The 19,877-nt window shown below is 72.9% G+C and carries 21 protein-coding genes; 8 read left to right on the plus strand and 13 right to left on the minus strand.

Going from position 1 to position 19,877, the window contains the following annotated elements:
* Window positions 1-15 precede the first annotated feature (15 nt).
* The gene (locus ACZ63J_RS40365; RefSeq protein WP_465399222.1) at window positions 16-768 is read left to right on the plus strand and encodes a methyltransferase domain-containing protein; all 753 of its coding nucleotides are present in this window, start codon (window positions 16-18) and stop codon (window positions 766-768) included.
* On the opposite strand, the gene ACZ63J_RS40370 is transcribed toward ACZ63J_RS40365, so the two are convergent.
* The 3 genes from ACZ63J_RS40370 to ACZ63J_RS40380 all read right to left on the minus strand — a co-directional run bounded on the left by ACZ63J_RS40370 (window position 756) and on the right by ACZ63J_RS40380 (window position 3,330).
* Window positions 756-1,244: a hypothetical protein gene (locus ACZ63J_RS40370; protein WP_465399221.1), complete on the minus strand. Its 489-nt coding sequence runs from the start codon at window positions 1,242-1,244 to the stop codon at window positions 756-758. The two genes, ACZ63J_RS40365 and ACZ63J_RS40370, sit on opposite strands and share 13 nt — an antisense overlap.
* Window positions 1,241-2,578 carry an ATP-binding protein gene (locus tag ACZ63J_RS40375; protein ID WP_465399621.1) on the minus strand — a complete coding sequence of 446 codons (1,338 nt, stop codon included), beginning with the start codon at window positions 2,576-2,578 and terminating at the stop codon, window positions 1,241-1,243. Before ACZ63J_RS40375 ends, ACZ63J_RS40370 begins: the two co-directional genes overlap by 4 nt.
* A gap of 62 nt (window positions 2,579-2,640) precedes the next feature.
* Window positions 2,641-3,330: a response regulator gene (locus tag ACZ63J_RS40380; protein WP_465309952.1), complete on the minus strand. Its 690-nt coding sequence runs from the start codon at window positions 3,328-3,330 to the stop codon at window positions 2,641-2,643.
* A gap of 110 nt (window positions 3,331-3,440) precedes the next feature.
* On the opposite strand from ACZ63J_RS40380, the gene ACZ63J_RS40385 reads away from it, so the two are divergent.
* Entirely contained in the window at window positions 3,441-4,352 is a 912-nt protein-coding gene (locus tag ACZ63J_RS40385; RefSeq protein WP_465399220.1) for a phosphatase PAP2 family protein, read from the plus strand.
* Between the two features lie 433 nt (window positions 4,353-4,785).
* Entirely contained in the window at window positions 4,786-6,171 is a 1,386-nt protein-coding gene (locus ACZ63J_RS40390) for a pyridoxal phosphate-dependent decarboxylase family protein (RefSeq protein ID WP_465399219.1), read from the plus strand.
* Here the strand turns inward: ACZ63J_RS40390 and ACZ63J_RS40395 are convergent.
* Window positions 6,168-7,799 (minus strand): thiamine pyrophosphate-dependent enzyme, encoded by a 1,632-nt coding sequence (locus ACZ63J_RS40395; RefSeq protein WP_465399218.1) that lies wholly within the window; start codon window positions 7,797-7,799, stop codon window positions 6,168-6,170. The genes ACZ63J_RS40390 and ACZ63J_RS40395 overlap by 4 nt on opposite strands.
* Before the next feature lie 41 nt (window positions 7,800-7,840).
* Here ACZ63J_RS40395 and ACZ63J_RS40400 point away from each other — a divergent pair, with 41 nt between their 5' ends.
* On the plus strand, window positions 7,841-8,518 hold the full coding sequence (locus ACZ63J_RS40400; RefSeq protein ID WP_465399217.1) for a GntR family transcriptional regulator: 678 nt from the start codon (window positions 7,841-7,843) through the stop codon (window positions 8,516-8,518).
* Between the two features lie 50 nt (window positions 8,519-8,568).
* Window positions 8,569-9,414: an alpha/beta fold hydrolase gene (locus tag ACZ63J_RS40405; protein ID WP_465399216.1), complete on the plus strand. Its 846-nt coding sequence runs from the start codon at window positions 8,569-8,571 to the stop codon at window positions 9,412-9,414.
* On the opposite strand, the gene ACZ63J_RS40410 is transcribed toward ACZ63J_RS40405, so the two are convergent.
* The 3 genes from ACZ63J_RS40410 to ACZ63J_RS40420 form a co-directional block, all read right to left on the minus strand.
* Complete coding sequence (locus ACZ63J_RS40410) at window positions 9,388-10,398, minus strand: pirin family protein (RefSeq protein ID WP_465439869.1); 1,011 nt, start codon at window positions 10,396-10,398, stop codon at window positions 9,388-9,390. The two genes, ACZ63J_RS40405 and ACZ63J_RS40410, sit on opposite strands and share 27 nt — an antisense overlap.
* Before the next feature lie 684 nt (window positions 10,399-11,082).
* Complete coding sequence (locus ACZ63J_RS40415) at window positions 11,083-11,373, minus strand: hypothetical protein (protein WP_465399214.1); 291 nt, start codon at window positions 11,371-11,373, stop codon at window positions 11,083-11,085.
* Window positions 11,374-11,558: 185 nt separating this feature from the next.
* Entirely contained in the window at window positions 11,559-11,990 is a 432-nt protein-coding gene (locus ACZ63J_RS40420; protein WP_465399213.1) for a single-stranded DNA-binding protein, read from the minus strand.
* Window positions 11,991-12,115: 125 nt separating this feature from the next.
* Between ACZ63J_RS40420 and ACZ63J_RS40425 the strand changes: the two genes are divergently transcribed.
* A complete protein-coding gene (locus ACZ63J_RS40425; RefSeq protein ID WP_465399212.1) occupies window positions 12,116-12,727 on the plus strand; it encodes a PhoU domain-containing protein in 612 nt (203 codons plus the stop codon).
* Window positions 12,728-13,092: 365 nt separating this feature from the next.
* On the opposite strand, the gene ACZ63J_RS40430 is transcribed toward ACZ63J_RS40425, so the two are convergent.
* Window positions 13,093-13,572, minus strand: coding sequence for a zinc ribbon domain-containing protein (locus tag ACZ63J_RS40430; RefSeq protein WP_465399211.1), 480 nt, complete (start codon window positions 13,570-13,572; stop codon window positions 13,093-13,095).
* 156 nt (window positions 13,573-13,728) lie between these two features.
* On the opposite strand from ACZ63J_RS40430, the gene ACZ63J_RS40435 reads away from it, so the two are divergent.
* Entirely contained in the window at window positions 13,729-14,154 is a 426-nt protein-coding gene (locus ACZ63J_RS40435; RefSeq protein WP_465335356.1) for a nitroreductase/quinone reductase family protein, read from the plus strand.
* On the opposite strand, the gene ACZ63J_RS40440 is transcribed toward ACZ63J_RS40435, so the two are convergent.
* The 5 genes from ACZ63J_RS40440 to ACZ63J_RS40460 form a co-directional block, all read right to left on the minus strand.
* A complete protein-coding gene (locus ACZ63J_RS40440; RefSeq protein ID WP_465399210.1) occupies window positions 14,151-16,271 on the minus strand; it encodes a transglycosylase domain-containing protein in 2,121 nt (706 codons plus the stop codon). The two genes, ACZ63J_RS40435 and ACZ63J_RS40440, sit on opposite strands and share 4 nt — an antisense overlap.
* Window positions 16,272-16,307: 36 nt before the next feature.
* The gene (locus ACZ63J_RS40445) at window positions 16,308-17,129 is read right to left on the minus strand and encodes an ABC transporter permease (protein ID WP_465335358.1); all 822 of its coding nucleotides are present in this window, start codon (window positions 17,127-17,129) and stop codon (window positions 16,308-16,310) included.
* The gene (locus tag ACZ63J_RS40450; RefSeq protein ID WP_465399209.1) at window positions 17,089-17,892 is read right to left on the minus strand and encodes an ABC transporter ATP-binding protein; all 804 of its coding nucleotides are present in this window, start codon (window positions 17,890-17,892) and stop codon (window positions 17,089-17,091) included. Before ACZ63J_RS40450 ends, ACZ63J_RS40445 begins: the two co-directional genes overlap by 41 nt.
* Entirely contained in the window at window positions 17,889-18,329 is a 441-nt protein-coding gene (locus ACZ63J_RS40455; protein WP_465335360.1) for a MarR family winged helix-turn-helix transcriptional regulator, read from the minus strand. The genes ACZ63J_RS40450 and ACZ63J_RS40455 overlap by 4 nt, the downstream gene beginning before the upstream one ends.
* Before the next feature lie 79 nt (window positions 18,330-18,408).
* Window positions 18,409-18,732, minus strand: a complete 324-nt coding sequence (locus tag ACZ63J_RS40460) for an ArsR/SmtB family transcription factor (protein WP_465309968.1) — start codon at window positions 18,730-18,732, stop codon at window positions 18,409-18,411.
* Window positions 18,733-18,817: 85 nt separating this feature from the next.
* Here ACZ63J_RS40460 and ACZ63J_RS40465 point away from each other — a divergent pair, with 85 nt between their 5' ends.
* Window positions 18,818-19,807 carry a zinc-dependent alcohol dehydrogenase family protein gene (locus ACZ63J_RS40465; protein ID WP_465399208.1) on the plus strand — a complete coding sequence of 330 codons (990 nt, stop codon included), beginning with the start codon at window positions 18,818-18,820 and terminating at the stop codon, window positions 19,805-19,807.
* The last annotated feature ends 70 nt before the right edge of the window (window positions 19,808-19,877 follow it).

Genomic DNA, 19,877 nt, shown 5'->3' on the forward strand with positions numbered 1-19,877 from the left:
CCGACGATAGGGGGCATGGCCCCCGAACACCCGCTGCTGGCCCGGCTCGACCGGGCGGACGCGCAGCCCGGCGCGACCGAGGTGCGCGAGGTGACGTACGAGCTGCTGCGGTGCCGGCCGGGTGACCGGGTGCTCGACGTCGGTTGCGGCGGGGGCCGGGCGGTCGCCGAGCTGCGTGCCCGCGGGATCCAGGCGATCGGCGCCGACCGGGACCCGCGGATGCTGGCGGCGGCCCGCACCCGCGGCTTCGCGTTCGTCGAAGCCGACGTGCTCCGGCTCCCGTTCGCCGACGGCGGGTTCCGCGGCTACCGCGCCGACAAGGTGCTGCACGAGCTCACCGACCCGGCGGCGGCGGTCGGGGAGGCCCGGCGGGTGCTGGCGCCGGGCGGCCGGGTGGTGCTCTGCGGCCAGGACTGGGACACGCTGGTCCTCGACTCGGACCGCCCGGCGCTGACCCGGGCGATCGTCCACGCCCGCGCGGACACGGTCGCGGGTCCCCGCGCGGCACGCCAGTACCGGGCCCTGCTGGTCGACGCCGGGTTCGGGGAGATCGCGGTCGAGGTCAGGACGATGGTCGACACCGAGGGCACCCTGCTGCCCCTGCTCGACGGTCTCGCCGCCGCGGCCCGCCCGGCCGGAGTCGCGACGGAAGCCCAGATCGAGGCGTGGCGGGCGGAGCAGGCCGCGCGGGTGGCGGCGGGCCGGTTCTTCCTCGCGATCCCGCTGTTCGTCGCCTCGGCCACGGTGCCGGCGGCTCAGAACGCCTGACAGGTCAGGCCCGGCTCCCCGCCGTCCGAACCGTCGAGGGTGATGGTGCCGTCGACCGAGTACCGGTTTTCGGCGGCCAGCGCCGCGAACGCCGTGCAGACCAGCTGGTTGGTCCCGACCGACGTGAGCTGCTTCAGCGGGAAGTCCATGGTGATCACGGCGGGCGGCCCGGGGTTCAGGGTGATCGGGCCGGTCCACTGCGGCAGCATCGTGGCGTACCCGTTGGCCTGCTCCTCGTAGGTCGGCCCGTTCAGCAGCATCGAGAGCGCCGTGGGGACACCGACCGGGATGCCGGTCCGGCGCGTCACCGGGGTGACCCGCCCGTCGATGACGAAGTAGAGGGTCACGTCCGTGCCACCGCCGCCGCCCGGGTTCCGCAGCGTCGGCGCCGGCCCGGCCGGGACAGCCCCGGTCGGCTTGACCCCGCACGCGCCGGCCAGCAGCAGCACCGTGAACAGGACGAAGAGCCGCTTCACGACGAGTCCCGCGGCAGGCGCAGCTCGAACCGGGCGCCGGAACCGGTGTTGGCCGCGACGATGTCCCCGCCGTGCAGCCGCGCGTTTTCGCGGGCGATCGACAGGCCCAGCCCGCTGCCCTCGGACCGCGCCCGCGCCGTGTCGGCCTTGGCGAAGCGGTCGAACACCCGCGGCAGCACCGCCTCCGGGATGCCCGGCCCGTGGTCGGTGACGGTGAGCACGACGTCCCAGCGCTCCTGCCGCAGCACCACCTCGACCGGCGGCGCCCCGTGGCGCACCGCGTTGCCGACCAGGTTCGCCACGACGATGTCCAGCCGCCGCCGGTCCAGCCGCGCCGCGATCCCGGACGGCAGGTCCGCGACCAGGTCCGCGCCCGGTTCCCAGCCGCGGGCGGCGAGGCTGTCGGTGACCGCCGCGGCGACGTCCAGCTCCTCCCGGCGCAGCTCGGCGCGTCCGGCGTCGAACCGGGAGATCTCGATCAGGTCCTGCACCAGCCGGGTCAGCCGCCGCGTCTCCGCCGACACGAGCCGCGCGGCGACCGCGGTGTCCGGCGGCAGCTGCTCGGCGTCCTCGTCGAGGACGTCGGTGACCGCGTTCATCGCCGCCAGCGGCGTCCGCAGCTCGTGCGAGACGTCGGCGACGAACCGCCGCGCGTCGGCCTCCATCGCGCGCAGCGTGCCGACCGTGCGCTCGAGCTCCGCCGCCGTGTTGTTGAACGTCGTGACGAGCTCCGCCAGCTCGTCCGCGCCCGTGACGCGCAACCGCACGTCGAGCCGGCCCCGGCCGAGCTGGTTCGCCGCGGTGTTCAGCGCCCGCACCGGTCGCAGCACCTGCCGCGCCGCGAGCAGCGCCACCGCGACCGCGACCGGCAGGGCGAGCGCGGAGTACACCCACGCCTGACGGGCCAGCTCGTCGATCGCGGCCGCCTGCTGGGTCAGCGGCACCCCCGCGTAGACCTCGAGCCCGGTCGGCGTGCCGCTCGTCGACTGGACCGGGATCCCGACGAAGAACATCGGGAACCCCTGGGCGTCGACCCGCTGGAACTGGATGTTCGTGCTCCTCGCCACGGCCCGGCGCAGCTCGACGGGCACGATCTCCGGCGGGATGCCCGACGTCGAGTGCAGGTCGCGGTAGACGACGAGCGCGTCACTGGACTTGAGCGCCGTCGCGAAGGCGTCGAGCGTGGCCTGCGACGGCGGCAGCGACACGGTCGGCAGGTAGGCGAGGATCTGATCGCGCAGCTTCAGCATCGTCTGGTCCTGGATGCCTTCCAGGATGGCGGTGCGCGCGGTGACGTAGCTCGCGCCGGCCGCGGTGGTGGCGCCGAGGATCATGATCACCGCGAAGGCGGCGACCAGGCGGGGTCTCAGCCCCGCGAGCCACGAGCGGAGCCGCTTCACGACCGGCCGAACCGGTAGCCGAACCCGCGGACGGTCTGCACGTGCTCCGGCTTCGCCGGCACGTCCTCGATCTTCGCCCGCAGCCGCTGCACGCAAGCGTCGACGAGCCGCGAGTCGCCGAGGTAGTCGTGGTCCCAGACGGCGGAGAGGATCTGCTGGCGGCTGTACACCTGGCCGGGCGTGCGAGAGAGCTCCAGCAGCAGCTTCAGCTCGGTCGGGGTCAGCGACACCGGCGCGCCGCGCTTGGTCACCTCGAGCCCGGCCCGGTCGATCACCAGGTCGCCGTGCCGTTCCGCGGCCGGCGGCGGCCCGGCCGGCGCCTCGCTGACCGCCCGGCGCAGCACGGCCCGGATCCGCGCGTCCAGCACCCGCGGCTCGACGGGCTTGGCCACGTAGTCGTCGGCGCCCGCTTCGAGCCCGGCCACGACGTCGAAGTCGTCACTGCGCGCGGTCAGCATGATGATCGGGACCGGCCCGGACGCCCGCATCCGGCGGCAGGTCTCGAAGCCGTCCATGCCGGGCAGCATCAGGTCGAGCACGACGATGTCGGGCCGGTGGTGCACCAGCACCTCGATGCCGAGCTCACCGGATTCCGCGGTGTGCACCACGTGTCCCTGCCGCCGCAGGGCCAGCTGCAGTCCTTCCCGCACCGCCGCGTCGTCTTCTACCACCAGTACCTCGGCCACGGCGCCATTATTCGGAAAAGCGCACGTCATGGCGACCCGGGTCGATCTTGTAGCAAAACCATGACATCGTGCTGACGGGATCCCGAAATGCCGTCTCCAGACTCGGAGACATGGCAGTGATCTTCTTCGAGGCGTCACCCGTCGCCCCTTCGACCGGCACCGGCCGCCACGCGCTCGTGACCCGGGCCGTGTCCCGCACGGCGGTGCTCGCCGCGAGCGCGGCCGGGTTCACACTCGCCTTCGTCGCGGCCTACCTGCTCTTCGTGCGCACGGAAGCCGGGCGCGGCGTCGAGAACGGCGTCGTCCGCAGTGCTCAGTCCGCCGGCCACACGGTGAACTGGGCGACACCGCTGGCGGAGCTGGACCTGGTGGTCGTGCTCGGCGGCGTCGCGGTGCTGCTCGTGGTGATCTCCCTGCTGCGGCGCCGGTTCGCGCTCGGCGTGACGGCCCTGCTCCTGCTCGCCGCGCCCCTGGTGGTGGCCCAGCTGCTCAAGCTGTACGTGCTGGACCGGCCGAGCGCCGGAGACCGGCTCGGCGTCGCGAGCCACAACAGCTTCCCGAGCGGGCACGTCAGCGCGGCGATGGCCGTGCTGGTGGCGCTCGCGATCGTGGTGCCCCGCCGCTTCCGCCTGCCGACGCTGGTCGCGGGCGGAGTCGTCGTCGCCTGGGTTTCGGCCGCGGCCGTGGCCCTGGGCTGGCACCGGTTGAGCGACACCGTCGGCGGCTGCCTCCTGGTCGCCGCGGTCACCTGCGCCGGGGCGGCGGTGGTGTCCGCCCGCCGCCCCGACGGTGACCGCGTCCCGCCCATCCCGGTGCTGTGCGGCGTGCTCGCCCCACCGGCGGTGGTGCTGTTCGGTTTCGCGGTCCTCGGCACGGCGACGTCCGGCGCCGCCCAGTTCGTCGCCGCGATGGTGCTGGCCGCGTTGTCGGCGCTGTCGGTGGTGTTGTTGCTGACCGGGCCGCTGCGCCGGGTCACGTTCGACCCGGCCGAGGGACGGGTCCGGCGGCTCCGGCGTCGTTGAGCGGTACTTCGGGTGGGGCCGATCCCGCGGGTTTCGCGTGCCCGCGGGATCGGTTCGTGTGCCGGGGACGGTCGGTTCGCGTGCCCGGCGGGTCGGACCGCGCGCCGGAAGGGGGCGGTTCGTGTCCTTGGGCCGCCGGCTGGCGTGACTGCACGGGCATCTCGCGTGACCGAGCGGGCATCTCGCGTGATTAAGGGGGCATCTCGCGTGATTGGGCGGGCATCTCGCGTGATTGGAGGGGCATCACGTGTGCCTGGACGGACGACACGCGTGCTTGGGCGGACGACACGCGTGATCGGAGGGACGACACGCGTGCTTGAAGGGACGACACGCGTGATTGGGGGGTCGACACGGTCGTCGGGGGCTGGTGAGGGGGCCAGTTTTGGGGGATTGGCCCGCGACAGCGGGCGGTGCCCGGCCTAGCGTCGGGGAGATGGACCCGAGGCTCGCCGAAGACCTGAACTCCCTGCCCGATCTCCTCGACGCCACAAGGAAACTCGCCGGCGAGGCGCTCGCCGGGCTGCCGGACCGGGCGGCCGCCGTCTCACCCGGCCCGATCGCGCCGGCGGCCCTGCCGCTCCACGGTGTCGGCGGTCGCGGGGCGCTGGAGGAGTTCTCGCGGCGTTGGGAGCCCGGCTTCGCGGGCAGCGCGGGTCCCCGCTACCTCGGGTTCGTGACCGGCGGCGCGACCCCGGCGTCCCTGGCCGGCGACTGGCTCACCGCGGCCTACGACCAGAACCCCGCCAGCGGCCTGGACTCCTCGGCCCAGGTCCTCGAACGCGAGACCGTCGGCTGGCTCGCCGAGCTGTTCGGGCTGGGCCCGGAGTTCTCCGGCGCGTTTGTCACCGGCGCCACGATGTCCACGGTGACCGGCCTCGCCATCGCGCGGGAATGGCTCGGTGAGCGGAACGGCATCTCAGTTTCCGAAGACGGCGCTGCCGCGCTCGGCCCGGTCACCGTCCTGTCCGGCTCACCGCATTCGAGCATCCTGAAGGCGTTGTCGTTCCTCGGCATGGGCCGCTCGGCACTGCGGAGGATTCCCGTGCTCCCGGACCGCGAAGCCATCGACGTCGCGAAGCTCGCCGAAGTCCTCGAGACGCTCGACGGGCCGGCCATCGTCGTCGCGAACGCGGGCACGGTGAACACCGTCGACTTCGACGACCTGCGCGCCATCGCGGAACTCAAGCGGCACCACGACTTCTGGCTGCACGTCGACGCCGCGTTCGGCGCGTTCGCCGCACTGGCCCCGGAGCACGCGGCGCTGGTCGCGGGCCTGGCGGCGGCCGACTCCGTGGTCGTCGACCTCCACAAGTGGCTCAACGTTCCCTACGACTCGGCCGTCCAGTTCACCCGGCGCCGCGACCTGCAGCTGCGGGTGTTCAGCAACAACGCCGCCTACCTGGGCGAAATCGGCGAGACCCCGGACTTCCTGCACCTCACCCCGGAGAACTCCCGGCGGCTGCGCGCCCTCCCGGCCTGGTTCTCGCTCGTGGCCTACGGCCGGGACGGGCACCGCGAGATCGTCGAGCGCTGCATCACGCTGGCCCGTGACCTCGGCAGCCGGATCGACGCTTCCCCGCACTGGCGGCTCCTCGCGCCGGTGCGGCTCAACGTCGTCTGCTTCGGCCCCGCCGCCGACGTCACCCAGGACGAAATCGACGCACTCGTCCGCGCCATCACCCAAGACGGGACGACGTTCCTGACCCCGACCGTGTACGCCGGCCGCCCCGCGTTGCGCGCCGCCTTCAGCAACTGGCGGACGACCCCGGCCGACGTCGAGCGGGTGTTCGCCGCGCTGGCGCGCGTAGCCGCCGGTTAGCTGCGGTCCGACTTCGGCATCAGGTACTTCCACGGCGACGCGCCGACGCCCAGCTCGCACGGCACGTGCACCAACGCCGGCCGGCCCGCGGCGAACGCCTTCTCCAGCGCGCCGCGCAGGTCTTCCGGGGTGCGCGCGGTCAGGCCGAGCGCGCCGAAGGTCTCGGCCAGCCGGGCGAAGTCCGGGTTCCGCAGCCGCCCGCCCAGCGCCCGGCCCTCGAACAGCCGCTCCTGGTCGAGGTGGACGTTGCCGTAGTAGCCGTTGTCGAACACGACCGCCACCACGTTCAGTCCGTATTGGACGGCCGTCGCGAGCTCCTGCGCGGCGAACATGAAGCCGCCGTCGCCGGCCACCGAAACCACCGGACGGCCGGGGTGGGCCGCCTGCACGCCGAGCGCGGTCGGGTAGCCGAAGCCGAGCGTGCCCTGGTGGCCGCAGGTGACGAACGTGCGCGGGGAGTAGACCTCGAAGCCGAAGTAGGACGCGAAGCCGACCTGGCAGATCTCCTCGACGAAGAAGCCGTCACGGGGCAGCACGTCCCGGATCGCCCGCAGGTACTCCAGTTCCGGCCCGACGTCGGCGAAGCGCTCGGCCACGCCGGCCTTCAGCGCGGTGAACTCCGCGGTCCGATTCGTCCTTTGTGGACCGACGGCTTCGGTGAGCGCGGCTGTCGAGTCGGCGGCGTCGGCGACGATCGCGACGTCCGCCTCGAGCCGGGTCGCCTGCCGCGGGTCGATGTCGAGCAGGATCGTCTTCAGGCCCGCGGGCTTGTCCGGCCACCGGAACCAGGACAGCTCCAGCCGCGACCCGATCCCGACGACGACGTCGGTCTCGGCCCACCGCTCGAACCCGGAGGCGCAGGTGAAGCCGAGCGGGTGGTCGTCACCCACGATGCCGCGCCCGCCGCGGAACGGCACGACCGGCGCCTGCAGCCGCTCGGCGAGTGCCCGCACCTCGGCGGCCGCGTGCCGGGCGCCGCCGCCCACCATGATCATCGGGTGCTTCGCGCGGTCCAGGAGCTCCGCCGCCTCGGCCACGGCGACCGGATCGACGGCCGGGCGGGGGAGCGGCAGCGGGCCGGTCACCTCGGCGGGCGCGCGCAGCCCCAGCACGTCCCACGGCACCGCCAGCGAAACCGGCCGCGGCCGCCCGCCCGCCGCCTCCCGGAACGCGGTCGCCAGCGCGTCCGGGACCTCGGCCGGGTGCTCGACCAGCGCCGACCACTTGGTCATCGTCCGCAGGGTGGCCAGCTGGTCGGGCATCTCGTGCAGGTGCCCGAGCCCACGGCCGAGGTACGCGCGCGGGATCTCGCTCGTCAGGCACAGGACGGGCGCGCTCGCCCCGTGCGCCGAGAGGAGCGCGGCCGAGGCGTTGAGGACCCCGGGGCCCGGCACCACGCTGTAGACGCCGGTGCGCCCGGTCGCCTGGGCGTACCCGAAGGCCATGTACGCCACGGTCTGCTCGTGCCGGGCGCCGATCACCCGGATCTCGCCGTAGGTGCGGGCGAGGCTGTCGAACAGCTCGTAGGTCTGCACGCCCGGCAGACCGAAGACGGTGTCCACACCGTGGGCCCGCAGCCCGTCGACGATCAGGTCGGCCGCGGTGGGAGCGGGCTGGGACATCGGCATCGGCACGGCCTCCTGGGCGTCGTCCGTCGGCGAGACAATATATGGTTTCCTACATGATCAGCGCCTCCGCCGGAAGGCCGGCCGTGACCAAGTCCCAGCTGGCCTACGACACGATCAAGGCCCGGATCCTCGACGGCCGCTACGGCCCGGGGTACCGGCTGGTGCTCGACCAGATCGGCCGCGAGCTCGACGTCAGCGCCGTTCCGGTCCGCGAGGCGCTGCGCCGGCTCGAGGCCGAAGAGCTGATCCAGTTCGAGCGGAACGTCGGCGCCCGGGTCGTCGCCATCGACCCCACCGCCTACCGGCACGCGATGCAGACGGTGGCGATCGTCGAAGGCGCCGCGACCGGGCTGGCCGCGCCGCTGCTCACCCCGGACGCGCTGGCGCGGGCCCGCTCGCTGAACGAGCGGATGCGCCGCAGCCTCGCCGAGTTCGACCCGCTCGCGTTCACCGCGCTGAACGCCGAGTTCCACGAGGTGCTGTTCAGCGCCTGCCCGAACCCGAACCTGGTCGACCTGGTCCAGCGGTGTTGGACCCGCCTGGCCGCCGTCCGCGACAGCACGTTCTCGTCGGTGCCGGGCCGCGCGCCGAAATCGGTCGAGGAGCACGAGCGGCTGCTCGATCTGATCGAGAGCGAGAGCGAGCCGGCGGAGGTCGAGCAGTTCGCCCGCGGACACCGGCTCGCGACGCTGGAGGCGTACCTCGCGCGGGAGCAGTGACGCCGTTGTCTGAGGGTTGCCCGGCGCCGCGGGGAGTGTCAGGGTCGGGAATGCCGATCTTCTCCGCGCCGGACGGGACCGGGCTCGCCGTCCACCTCGCCGGGTCCGGCGCCGAACCGCCGGTCGTGTGCCTGCCCGGCGGGCCGATGCGGGCCGGGGCGTACCTCGGTGACCTCGGCGGGCTGGGTGCTCGCCGTCGTCTCGCCGTGCTGGACCTGCGGGGCACCGGGGACTCCGAGGAGCCCGCCGACCCGGCGACCTACCGGTGCGACCGCCAGATCGAGGACGTCGAGGCACTGCGCAAGCACCTCGGCCTCGAGCGGTTCGACCTGCTGGGACACTCGGCCGGCGCGAGCCTGGCCGTTCGCTACGCGGCCCGGTACCCCGGCCGCCTGCGCCGGCTCGCGCTGATCGCCCCGAGCCCGCGGACCGTCGGGTTCGAGCTGCCGGTCGCCGAACGGCGGCGGATCATGGCGCGGCGCGCCGGCGCGCCCTGGTTCGACGCCGCGGCCGCGGCGTACGAGTCGATCGCCGCCCGGACCGCCACCAGCGCCGACTGGGCCGCCGTGGCGCCGATGTACTACGGCCGCTGGGACGCCGCCGCCCGACGGCACCAGGCCACCGAACCCGGCCAGCGCAACGGTGTCGCCGCGCGGACCTACAACTCCGCCGGCGCCTTCGAACCCGAGGTCACCCGGGCCGCGCTCGGGGCCGTCACCGCGCCCGTGCTGGTGCTGTCCGGCGAACTGGACTTCATCGTCAGCCCGGCCGTGGCCGCCGACTTCGCCGCGCTGTTCCCGGACGGCCGTGCCGTCGTCCTGCCCGGCGTCGCGCACTACCCGTGGCTGGACGACGCGGCCGCGTTCGGCTCAGCCGTGGCCGGGTTCCTGGCCTGAACCCGGGTTGCGGCGTGGCTTGATGCGGACCGCGGGCAACGCGGGCGCCGGCAGCCGCTGCGGGGTGCCCGTGTAGCCGGTGACGCTGCCGAACTGGTCGGACTCCGCCTCCCAGGCTTCGCGGAAGGCCGCGATCTCCTCGTGGGTCCGGCCGACGAAGTTCCACCACATCAGGATCTCTTCGTCGAACGGTGTGCCGCCGAGCAGCAGGAACCGGGCCGGCGTCGAACCGCGGTTGCTCAGCGTCAGCGAACGCAGGCCGGTGCCGAGGTAACCCAGCTCCGCGGCCCGGACCCGGGTGCCGGCGACGACGACGTCACCGGTGTCGACGAGGACGCCGTGCTCGAAGCGGGGGTCGACACCGAGGGACATGTGGGCGTCCGGCGCCAGCAGGAGCTCCGCGCCCAGGAGCGGGGTGAACGTCGGGATCGGCGACGTCCGCCCGGCCAGCGACCCGAGGAAGACCCGGATCTCGGCGCCTTCGATGCGGTTCACCGACGGCACGTAGTGGTCGAAGGCGCGGGCCGCGTGCCGGTGCCGCTCCGGCAGCGCCACCCAGAGCTGGACGCCGTGGAGGGTCTTCGTGGCCGCGGTCGAGACCTCCGAGTGGCAGATGCCGTGGCCGCCGGTCATCAGGTTCAGCTCGCCGGGCCGGACCATCGCGTGGGTGCCGAGGCTGTCGCGGTGCACGATCTCGCCGGCGAAGAGCCAGCTCACGGTCTGCAGACCGGTGTGCGGGTGCGGGGCGACGTCCATCGCGCCCGGCTCGGTGACCTCGTCCGGGCCGTAGTGGTCGGCGAAGCACCAGGCGCCGATCAGTGAGCGGGCCCGCTGAGGGAGGGTCCGGCGGACCCGCATGGCCCGCGGGCCGCCCAGGGGGACGTCGCGCGGGGTGAGGATCTGGACGTCCGGGCGGTCGGGGTCGGCGGCCGCGGGCCGGTCGGCACAGGCGAGCGCGGCGGGGTCGGCCTCGGTGTTGCTCATGTGCGCCACGGTAGTCGCGGTTCTGGGTGGGTTTCGGTCGGCGGGCCGGGTTGCGGGGTGCCGGTGGGTGGGGATCGGGGGCTCGCTGGGCTCGGGTGGGCGGCGCGAGGTGGGCCGCGCAACCTGGCCCTGGCTGGCGGTGCGTGCGGCAGGGGAGTGCTCGGCGTGAGTGGGGGGCCGAGTGTGGCGCGACCTGCTGGGCTGTGAGCCGGTGGGCCCGGCCGGGCGGTGTGGCGTGGCTCGCCTTCGCCGGGGCGAGGTCGGTGCCGCGGGCTCTGCCCGGTGGTCCCGCCCGCGCGGGTGGGGACCAGGCGCCGCGCTACCTGCTCGTTGGTGGGCGGTGGGATGTGGCCCCGTGGGTGGGACCGGGTGCTGCGCGACCTACCGGGTGGTGGGCGGCGAGCCGGTGGGCGCGGCCGGGCGGTGTGTGGCGGTTCGCCTTCGCCGGGGCGAGGTCGGCTGCCGCGCACTTTGCCCGGCGGTGTCGCCGGGGCGGGTGAAGGCCAGGCTGCCGCGCAACCTGGCCCTGGCTGGGCGGTGCGTGCGGCGGTGGGCCGGTGGGTGTGCCCGGCACCGGTGGGGACCGGGTGCCGCGCAACCTGCCCGTGGTGGGCGGTGCGTGCGGCTGGGGCCGGGCGTTGAGCGCCGTTGCTTTCTGGAGTTGTCAAACGTCGGGCCGCCGCCTCAGGCGGCCTGTTGCTGCTCCGCGTTCACGATCGCCTCGCCTGCCGCTGTCAGGCGGGCTGGGACGCGCTCGCCCGGGAGGCCCGGGTGGGCCGCGCAGACCAGGCCCTGGTGGGCCAGCGCGTGGGCGGCGAACTGGTCGCCGCACGAGAGGCCGTCGATGAACAAGTCGGGTTCGCTGCTGCACGAGACGCAGCCGCGGCCCGCGCCGACCGCTCGCAGCATCGAGAGCATCCGGCGGTTCACCATCGGTCGCACGGCCGGTGATCCGGTCTGGTCGTTCCCGTTCATCTCGGTCCCTCCCGCTCGTGGCTCGGCATCGTCCTACTCATGCGTCGAACCGGCTGACGGGATTTCGACAGTCCATCCGGAGGCAGTTCGGCCACGGCGTCCTTCTGATGGTCGCCGCCGGTCGTCCAAGCCCGGTCGATTCTCCGTCGACCGTCATTCGTGCGCCGGACGTGAACGGATGGGGCCTAGAACGGCACCGCCGCGATCACCGGCTCCGGTGTCCACGAACTGCTGCCTTCGCCGGCGCTCGCGCGGCTCAGCTTGGTGACCTTCGCCGTCGCGTACCGCAGCGACGGGCCCATCTCCTCGACGTCCAGCTCCGTCACCGTGCGCTTCTCGCCCTCCTTCGTGTCGTACGACCGCTGTCTCAGCCGGCCGTGCACGACGACGCGCGTTCCGCGGCCGAGCGACTCCGCGACGTTCTCCGCGTACTGCCGCCACAGGCTGCAGCGCAGGAACATCGGGTCGCCGTCGCGCCAGGTGCCCGACTCCTTGTCGAACACCCTCGGCGTGGACGCGACCGTGAAGTTCGCGACCGCCGCGCCGGCCGGGGTGAACCGCAGCTCGGGGTCGGTCGTCAGGTTGCCGACCACCGTGACCGTCGTTTCGCCTGCCATCGGGCTCTCCTTCTCCTCCGGGTGCGGGGTGCACCGCTCTCGCCGATGAGGAGAGCACGGGGGTCCGACAGTTCCGGGCCGGGCGACAAGATGCCGACACCCGGCCGGGCTGGTTTCCTGCCGCCATGCCGACGGCTTTTCAGAAGGAGCTCGTCACCCTGGCCCACCGCATGGCGGACCTGTGCGCGCTCGTCGCGAGCACGCTCGACGAGGCCACGCGCTCAGTCCTCGAAAGTGACCACACGCTGGGCGGACGTGCGCGGGAAAACGCTGCCGCGGTCGCCGCGCTGGGCGCCGCGTGCGAGGACCAGGCGTGTGCGCTGCTGGCCCTGCACGCGCCGCGGGAGGGGGAGGTGAAGGCGGTGGTCGCCGCCGTGCACACCGCTGCAGATCTCACTCGGATGGGTGGTCTTGCGCGGGAGGTCGCCGAGCCGCGGGGACCCGTTCCGCACGCGGCCCGGCCGGTACTCGCGCGGCTGGGTTCGCACGCGGTGGCCGCGGCGCGGGAGCTGCGGGAGCTGCTCGACGGCGGGGAGGCCGCGGGGTTCGACGAGGCGGTTTTGCTCGTCGCGGCGGCCGAGCGGGAGCTGAGGGCGTGGGCGGGTGGGACCGATGGGCCGCGTGGGGCTGGTGTGGCGGTGGAGATCGCGCTTGTCGCCGCGGTCTACGGCCGGTTCGCCGCGACGGCGGTTCGGGTTGCGCGCCGGACTGCCGCCTTTGCGCCGGTTGGTGCCTGACGGGCCGCGGGGCCGGACGTGCGTTCGCGCCGGGGAGCGCGGAAACGGAGCCGGTGACGGGTGCGGATGTTCATGCGAGGGAGCGCGGCAGGGTGCCAGCAGCGGGGCTGGATCGTGTGCGTTCGCCGGTGAGTGTGGAAAGGCGGGCCTCACGCTGGTGAGCGTGGAAAGCGGCCTCGCGCCGGTGAGTGTGGAAAGGCGGGCGTCGCGCGCCGGTGAGTAAGGAGAAGGCGGGTCTCGCGCCAGTGAGCGTGGAAAGCGGGCTTCGCGCCGGTGACCTTGGCAAGCGGCCTTGCGCCGGTGAGAGCGGAAACAGTCCAGTCAGCGGCGGTCAGGCTCCGGCCCGACCGCCGTGACCGGAACGGTCAGTGGCCCTGCTGCGGGAACTGGCCCGGCTGGCCCTGCTGCGGGTAGGGCTGCGGGAACCCCTGCGGCTGGGACGGGTGCTGCTGCTGCGGGAAGCCCTGCGAAGGCTGCTGGAACCCCTGCGGCTGCGAAGGGTGCTGCTGCTGCGGAAATCCTTGCGACGGAGGCTGCTGCGCGAACCCCTGCGAAGGGTGCTGCGGCTGCTCGCCCCCCTGCGGGTACCCGGAACCGGCCTGCTGGCCCTGCTCCTCCTGCGCCTGCAGGCGAACCGCGTCCTCCTTCGGGATGCGGTTCTCGATGCCGCAGAACGTGCACTGGGCCGTGTACTTGACGCCGATCGGGAAGAGCGGGATGAAGAACAGGGTGAACTTCGTGACCGCCTTGCGCACCGCGTGCGAAGCGGGGTTGCCGCACCGGCCGCACAGGAAGGTCGTCATCGCGAGCACGTAGATCCGTGTCCGCCAGCCCCAGATCAGCATCGGTCTTCTCTCTTTCGGTCCTGCGTTCGCCGCGCAGCGTCGCACACCGGCGCCGCGTTCCGTGGCGCTTTTGGGGAACCGGTCGGGACCAGTACCGGGCAAAGTGGACATACGGGCCGAAGGGTGAGCGCCGCCGGGCGGGGCTAGGTTGTGATCATGCCTAGTGATCGCGCCTTGAAGACGATGAACGCCGTCCACCGCGGCCTGATCAAGCTCAGCGGCGGCCGGGTCGGCTGGCAGGCCGCCATGCCGGTGCTGGAGCTCACCACGGTCGGCCGCAAGAGCGGGCAGCCGCGGACGGTGCTGCTGACCTCGCCGCACCAGGAGGGTGACGCGCTGGTCGTCGTGGCCTCGCGGGGCGGCGACGACACGCACCCCGCGTGGTTCCTGAACCTGCGCGACAACCCGGAGGTCGACGTGTCGCTCAAGGGCGCGCCGAAGCGTCCGATGCGCGCGCGGGTCGCCGACACCGACGAGCGGGCGCGGCTGTGGCCGAAGATCGCCGCCGAATTCAAGAACTACGCGCAGTACCAGACCAAGACCGAGCGCGAGATCCCGCTGGTGTTCCTCGAACCGCGCTAGTTCCGGGCGGTCAGGTACGCCGGGTCCGGGCCGGGGATCGGCCGGTCCGGCACGCCGGCCAGCAGCTCGCTCATCGCGTGGAAGTACGGCGGCGCGGCGACCGTGCCGCCGAACGCGCCGTGGCCGCAGTTGCCCAGGTGCACCGGGGTGCCCGGGCAGATCTCCCGCGGGTGCGAGCCGTCGGCGAAGACCATCGACGACACGGCGTAGTCGTCCACCCCGCCGACGAACGCCACCGACTCGCTCTGCTGCGTCGTGCCGGTCTTGCCGATGTCCGGGCGGGTCCAGCCGGCCGCGTGGGCGGCCTGGGCCGACGTGCCGTCCGTGGTGTCCTTGCTCAGCCCCGCCTCCAGGGTGTTCGCGACGCCGGTCGGGATCACCTGCTCGCACGGCTGCTGCGACACCGGCACGGCGTTCCCGTTCCGGTCGGTCACCGACAGGATCGGGTTCGGCGGGCACCAGACGCCGCCGCTCATCAGCGTCGCCGAGACGTTCGCCATCTCCAGCGGGCTGACCGGGCTGTTGCCGAGGGTGAACGACAGCAGGTTCTGGAAGTACTTCGACTGCGGCTCGTTGTACTGCGGGTTACCCGAAGCGGGGTTCGGCACGGCGCCCGCGTCGTTGGTCGCGAGGGTGTTCCGCAGCCCCAGCTTCTGCGCCATGTCGAGCACCGCGGGCATCCCGACCTGGTTCTCCAGCCCGACGAACGCGACGTTCGGCGACGTCGCCAGGCCGTCGGCCAGGCTGATCGGGTCCGCGTAGTGCCCGTCGTTGTGGACCGTGTAGCACGCCGTGTGGCTGTCGGCGTTCGGCGGCGCGAAGCACTGGCTGTCCGGGTTCGGCAACGGCGTCTCCAGGCCCGCCTTGCCGGTGACGAGCGCGGCGGCCGAGGTGAAGATCTTGAACGACGAGCCCGCGCCGAACTCGTTGCTCGCGTCCGCGACGATGTCCGTGGACGTCTCGCCGCGCGCCGGGTCGGTGCCGAAGTTGCGGTTCGCGACCATGGCGAGCACCTGGTGCCCGGCCGCGCCCGGCTGCACGACGGCGAAGGTGTTGGCCACGCCGTCCTGCGTCGTCGGCACGTTCGCGTCGACGGCGTCCTTGGTCACCTGCGAGACGCGCGGGTCGAGCGTCGTCTTGACCGTGTACCCGCCGGTGGCCAGCTGGTCCGCCGTGATGCCGGCGTGCACGAGGTAGCTTTCCGCGTAGGCGCAGAAGAACCCCGCGTCCGGCGCCGCGCCCATGCACGTGCCGGACGGCGTGACCGGCCCGTCCGGCAGCAGGCCGAGCGGCGCCGCCTTCGCCGTCGGCGCGTAGGACGCCGGGAGCGAGCCGTTACTCACCATGGCGTCGATGACGAGGTTCCGGCGCTGCAGCGCCTTGTCCGCGTGGGTGTACGGGTTGTAGACGCTGGGGTTGTTCACCATTCCGGCGAGCAACGCCGCCTGCGGCACGGTCAGTTTGTCCGCCGTCGTCCCGAAATAGGCTTTCGCCGCGGCGCCGACCCCGTACACGGTTCCGCTGAATTCGACCACGTTGAGGTAGTTCGCCAGAATGTCGTCCTTGCTCGTGGTGTCGTTGAGCTGGACGGCCATTTTCGCTTCACGCAGCTTGCGCGCGAGCGAGTCCTCGCGGTCCTGCTGCTGCGCGATCGGGTTGTTCCGGTCGACGACGTTCACGAGGTAGTTCTTGACGTACTGCTGCGTGATCGTCGACGCGCCCTGCAGCGAGCCGCCGGCGCTGTCGTTGACCGCCGCGCGGAGCATGCCCTGCACGTCGACGCCGCCTTCGGTGTAGAACCGGCGGTCCTCGATGCCGATGATGGCGGCCTTCATCGTCGTCGCGATCCCGGCCGAGGTCACCGGGAGGCGGTACTGCGCGTACAGCGTCGCGATCGGCGTGCCGTCCCGGTCGGTCACCGTCGTCGTCAGCGGCGGGTCGGCGGCCGCCAGCTGCGCGGAAATCGTGTCCACCGAATCACTGACCTGGTTCGACAGCAGGCCGGCGCCGATGGCGGCGGGCGCCACCGTTCCGGCCACCAGAATTCCGGCGAGCAGACACAATCCGACAAAGGGGACCACGCCCCGGCCACGATTCACGGAATCGAGATTAGGCATTTCCCGATAAAGCTTCCGTTCGGTGAGACATGTGCCTCATCGGGCCAACCTGCCGAGCAGTGCCGAAGCGACGGCGATCGCGGCGACGGTCGCCCCGGCCAGCACGGCGAAGTCGAGCCCGAGGTGCGACGGCGTCCCGATCAGCAGCCCGCGCAGCGCGTCGACCTGGTAGCTGAGCGGGTTGACGTGGCTGAGCACCTTCAGCCACGGGGGCATCAGGTCCACCGGGTACAGCGCGTTCGAGCCGAAGAACAGCGGCATCGTGATCGCCTGCCCGATGCCCATCAGCCGTTCGCGGGACAGCACGATCCCGGCGATCACGATGGACAGGCAGCAGAAGAACGCCGACCCGAGCACGAGCACCACGGCCATCGCGAGCAGCTTCAGCGGGTTCGCGGTCAGCCCGACGCCGAGGAGCGCGGAGAGGATCAGCACCATCAACGCCTGGACGAGCGCGCGGACACCGGCGGCGAACGCCTTCCCCGCGACGAGCGCCGCCCGCGGGGTCGGGGTCACCAGGAGCTTGGCGAGCACGCCCGCGTCGCGCTCCCAGATGATCTGGATGCCGTAGAAGATCGCGATGAACAGCGCCGACTGCGCGAGGATGCCCGGCGCCAGGTAGTCGAGGTACGGGGTCGAGCCGGTCGGGATCGCCCGGATCCGGGTGAACGTCTCCCCGAAGATCAGCAGCCACAGCGCGGGCTGGATCGCGCGGGTGAGCAGCTCGGTCTGGTCGCGGCGCAGCTTCTGCAGCTCCACCAGGCACATCGCGCCGACGCGGTTGACGAGCACGCGAAGCCGGCCCAGCGGGCCGGGGTCAGCCGAGACGGCGGGCGGTGCGGCGAGTGGCACGGACACTGCGGATCCCTCCTTCGTCACTCTCGAGCCGGTTCCCGGTGACCTCGCGGAACACGTCGTCCAAAGTGGACTCCGGGCCGAGCCCGGCCTCCAGCTCGGCCGGGGTGCCCAGCGCGCGGATCCGGCCGGCGTGCATCAGGGCGACACGGTCGCAGTACTGCTCGGCCTCGTCCATGTAGTGCGTCGTGACGAGCACGGTCATGCCGGTCGCGGCGCGGATCTCGGCGATCCGCTCCCACACCGACGAGCGGGCGACCGGGTCGAGCCCGATCGTCGGCTCGTCGAGGATGAGCAGTCGCGGCGAGCTGACCAGCGCCTGGGCGAGCTCGAGGCGGCGGATCATGCCCCCGGAGTACGTCTTGGCGGTGCGGTCGGCGTCGCCGGCCAGCCCGACCAGCTCGAGGGCGTTGCGCACCTGCTCGGCGCGTCCGGCGCGCGGCACGTCGAAGAGCCGCGCGAACAGCGAGACGTTCTCGCGGCCGGTCAGCGCGCCGTCCGCCGAGAGCTGCTGTGGGACGTAGCCGATCAGCCGCCGCACGGCCATCCGGCGGCGGGCGACGTCGATGCCGAAGACAGTGATCCGGTCCGGCGTGGCAGGCAGGAGCGTCGTGATCATCCGGAGTGTGGTGGTCTTGCCGGCGCCGTTCGGGCCGAGCAGGCCGAACACCTCGCCGGGCGGGATCTCCAGGTCGACGCCGTCCACCGCGCGCGTCGTGCCGAACGAATGGCTCACGCCGGTGCAGCGCACCGCGGGTTCGGTCATGGCTGCTCCTTCAGGATGCCCATGAGCTTCTCCAGTGCCGGCAACGCCTGTTCGATGGCCGCGGTGTCCTCTTCGGACAGTCCGGTGAGGGCGTCGGCGACGAGCTCGATCCGGGCGCCGCGCCAGGCCGCCATCCGGCCGGTGGCCGCGGGGGTGAGCTCGAGCCGGGTCGCGCGCCGGTCGTCCGGGTCGGGTTCGCGGCGCAGCAGCCCGGCTTCGACGAGCTGGTTCACCAGGGTGCTGACCGAGTTGGTCGCCAGGTGCAGCTCACGGGCGGCGGCAGCGACGCCGACGCCGGGGTGGTCGGCGACCACCCGCAGGACTTCCACCTGCGCGCCGGGCAGGGGAAACCCGGGCACGTCGGCGCGCACCCGGCGGCGCACCACCCGGCGGAGGCCCTGGACGGTGCCCAGCAGCCGTTCGGCGAGTTCGGTCATGTCCCCAAGGTAGCTCTGACCCAGAACTATTAGCAATGCTAAATGTCTGGTTGGCGAAGAAGGGGATGTGAAGTCGGGATCAGCCCCGCGCGGCTTCGGCGAGGGCGAGGTCGAGCAGGCCGGGGAAGCGGGCGTCGAACTCTTCGCGACGCAGCGCGTTCAGGCGCTGTGTGCCGCTGTCCCACTGCTTCAGCAGGCCTGCCGCGCGGAGGATCTTGAAGTGCCGCGACGCCGCGGGCTTGCTGACCGGCGGCATGATCGCGCCGCACGACTGGCCGGGTTCGCGGGCGAGCGCGGCGACCATCGCCAGCCGGTACGGGTCGCGCAGCGCCTCCAGCGCCTCGGGGAAGGAGACGTCCTCGAGGGCCGGGTGGTCCAGGGGGGTCGACGTGCGGCTGGCCATGCCCCGAGTATCCCCGGTTGCCGGGGCGCGGCGAGCTGTGCCATGGTCGATGTTAGCCAATCGGTTAACATGAGGGAGTTCCGCGGTGCGCGTCTACCGTTCCGAAGCCGGCCGCCTCGTCCAGCGGCAGGAGGCCGTTCCCGAGCCGCAGCGCGGTGAGGTGCTCGTGCGGGTCCGCGCGACCTCGCTGAACTACCGCGACCTGCTCATCCTCAACGGCGACCACTTCGTCAACGCCGCCGGCAGCCTCATCCCGGTGTCCGACGCCGCCGGTGAGGTCGCCGCGGTCGGCGAAGGGGTCACGCGGTTCTCCGTAGGCGACCGCGTGATCAACAGCTTCCACTCGGCCTGGATCGCCGGCCGGCTGCCGGAAACGCTGACCGGGTACGGGAACGGCCAGGACGGCTGGCTCGCCGAATGCCGCGCCGTCCCGGAGCACGCGCTGGTCGCGCTGCCGGACTCGGTGAGCTTCGAGCAGGGGGCGACGCTGCCGTGCGCGGCCGTCACCGCGTGGACGTCGCTGGAGGGCTGTGCGCCGGGCGACGTCGTGCTCACCCTCGGCACCGGCGGGGTCTCGCTGTTCGCCCTGCAGCTGGCGAAGGCGCGAGGCGCCCGCGTGGTCGCGACGACGTCGAGCGCGGAGAAGGCGGCCAAACTGACCGAACTCGGCGCGGACGTCGTCATCGACTACGTCGCTACGCCGGAGTGGGGCAAGGCCGTGCTCGACGCCACCGGGGGCCGCGGCGCGGACCGGATCGTCGAGGTCGGGGGGCCCGGCACCTTCGCGCAGTCGCTCGTCGCGGCCGGGACGCACCACGCCGAGATCGCGCTCGTCGGGTTCGTCGGCTCGGGCGGCGCGCCGGTGGACTTCATGGACCTGTTCCGCAGCGGCGCGACCGTCCGCAAGATCTGGGTGGGCAGCCGCGAGGACACCGAGGACCTGCTCCGGTGGCTGGCGGTCCGGCCGCTCGAGCCGGTCGTCGACGGCGTTCACCCGTTCGAGGACGCCGAGGCGGCCTTCCGGCACTTCGAGAGCCGGAAGAACTTCGGGAAGGTCGTCATCTCGGTCGCGTAGGGACGAAGGCCTACCGCTGATCGGCGCAACCGGACCCGCGCGGACCGTTCGGCGGCGGGCCGGTGCCGTT

Source organism: Amycolatopsis sp. NPDC104863 (assembly GCF_055582965.1).

Excerpts from the sequence above, each read along its gene's own strand:
- ACZ63J_RS40365 (WP_465399222.1), top strand. The coding sequence starts at position 16 with ATGGCCCCCGAACACCCGCTGCTGGCCCGGCTCGACCGGGCGGACGCG.
- ACZ63J_RS40375 (WP_465399621.1), bottom strand. The coding sequence starts at position 2,578 with ATGATCCTCGGCGCCACCACCGCGGCCGGCGCGAGCTACGTCACCGCG.
- ACZ63J_RS40385 (WP_465399220.1), top strand. The coding sequence starts at position 3,441 with ATGGCAGTGATCTTCTTCGAGGCGTCACCCGTCGCCCCTTCGACCGGC.
- ACZ63J_RS40390 (WP_465399219.1), top strand. The coding sequence starts at position 4,786 with ATGGACCCGAGGCTCGCCGAAGACCTGAACTCCCTGCCCGATCTCCTC.
- ACZ63J_RS40395 (WP_465399218.1), bottom strand. The coding sequence starts at position 7,799 with ATGCCGATGTCCCAGCCCGCTCCCACCGCGGCCGACCTGATCGTCGAC.
- ACZ63J_RS40400 (WP_465399217.1), top strand. The coding sequence starts at position 7,841 with ATGGTTTCCTACATGATCAGCGCCTCCGCCGGAAGGCCGGCCGTGACC.
- ACZ63J_RS40405 (WP_465399216.1), top strand. The coding sequence starts at position 8,569 with ATGCCGATCTTCTCCGCGCCGGACGGGACCGGGCTCGCCGTCCACCTC.
- ACZ63J_RS40410 (WP_465439869.1), bottom strand. The coding sequence starts at position 10,398 with ATGAGCAACACCGAGGCCGACCCCGCCGCGCTCGCCTGTGCCGACCGG.
- ACZ63J_RS40415 (WP_465399214.1), bottom strand. The coding sequence starts at position 11,373 with ATGAACGGGAACGACCAGACCGGATCACCGGCCGTGCGACCGATGGTG.
- ACZ63J_RS40420 (WP_465399213.1), bottom strand. The coding sequence starts at position 11,990 with ATGGCAGGCGAAACGACGGTCACGGTGGTCGGCAACCTGACGACCGAC.
- ACZ63J_RS40425 (WP_465399212.1), top strand. The coding sequence starts at position 12,116 with ATGCCGACGGCTTTTCAGAAGGAGCTCGTCACCCTGGCCCACCGCATG.
- ACZ63J_RS40430 (WP_465399211.1), bottom strand. The coding sequence starts at position 13,572 with ATGCTGATCTGGGGCTGGCGGACACGGATCTACGTGCTCGCGATGACG.
- ACZ63J_RS40435 (WP_465335356.1), top strand. The coding sequence starts at position 13,729 with ATGCCTAGTGATCGCGCCTTGAAGACGATGAACGCCGTCCACCGCGGC.
- ACZ63J_RS40440 (WP_465399210.1), bottom strand. The coding sequence starts at position 16,271 with ATGCCTAATCTCGATTCCGTGAATCGTGGCCGGGGCGTGGTCCCCTTT.
- ACZ63J_RS40450 (WP_465399209.1), bottom strand. The coding sequence starts at position 17,892 with ATGACCGAACCCGCGGTGCGCTGCACCGGCGTGAGCCATTCGTTCGGC.
- ACZ63J_RS40455 (WP_465335360.1), bottom strand. The coding sequence starts at position 18,329 with ATGACCGAACTCGCCGAACGGCTGCTGGGCACCGTCCAGGGCCTCCGC.
- ACZ63J_RS40460 (WP_465309968.1), bottom strand. The coding sequence starts at position 18,732 with ATGGCCAGCCGCACGTCGACCCCCCTGGACCACCCGGCCCTCGAGGAC.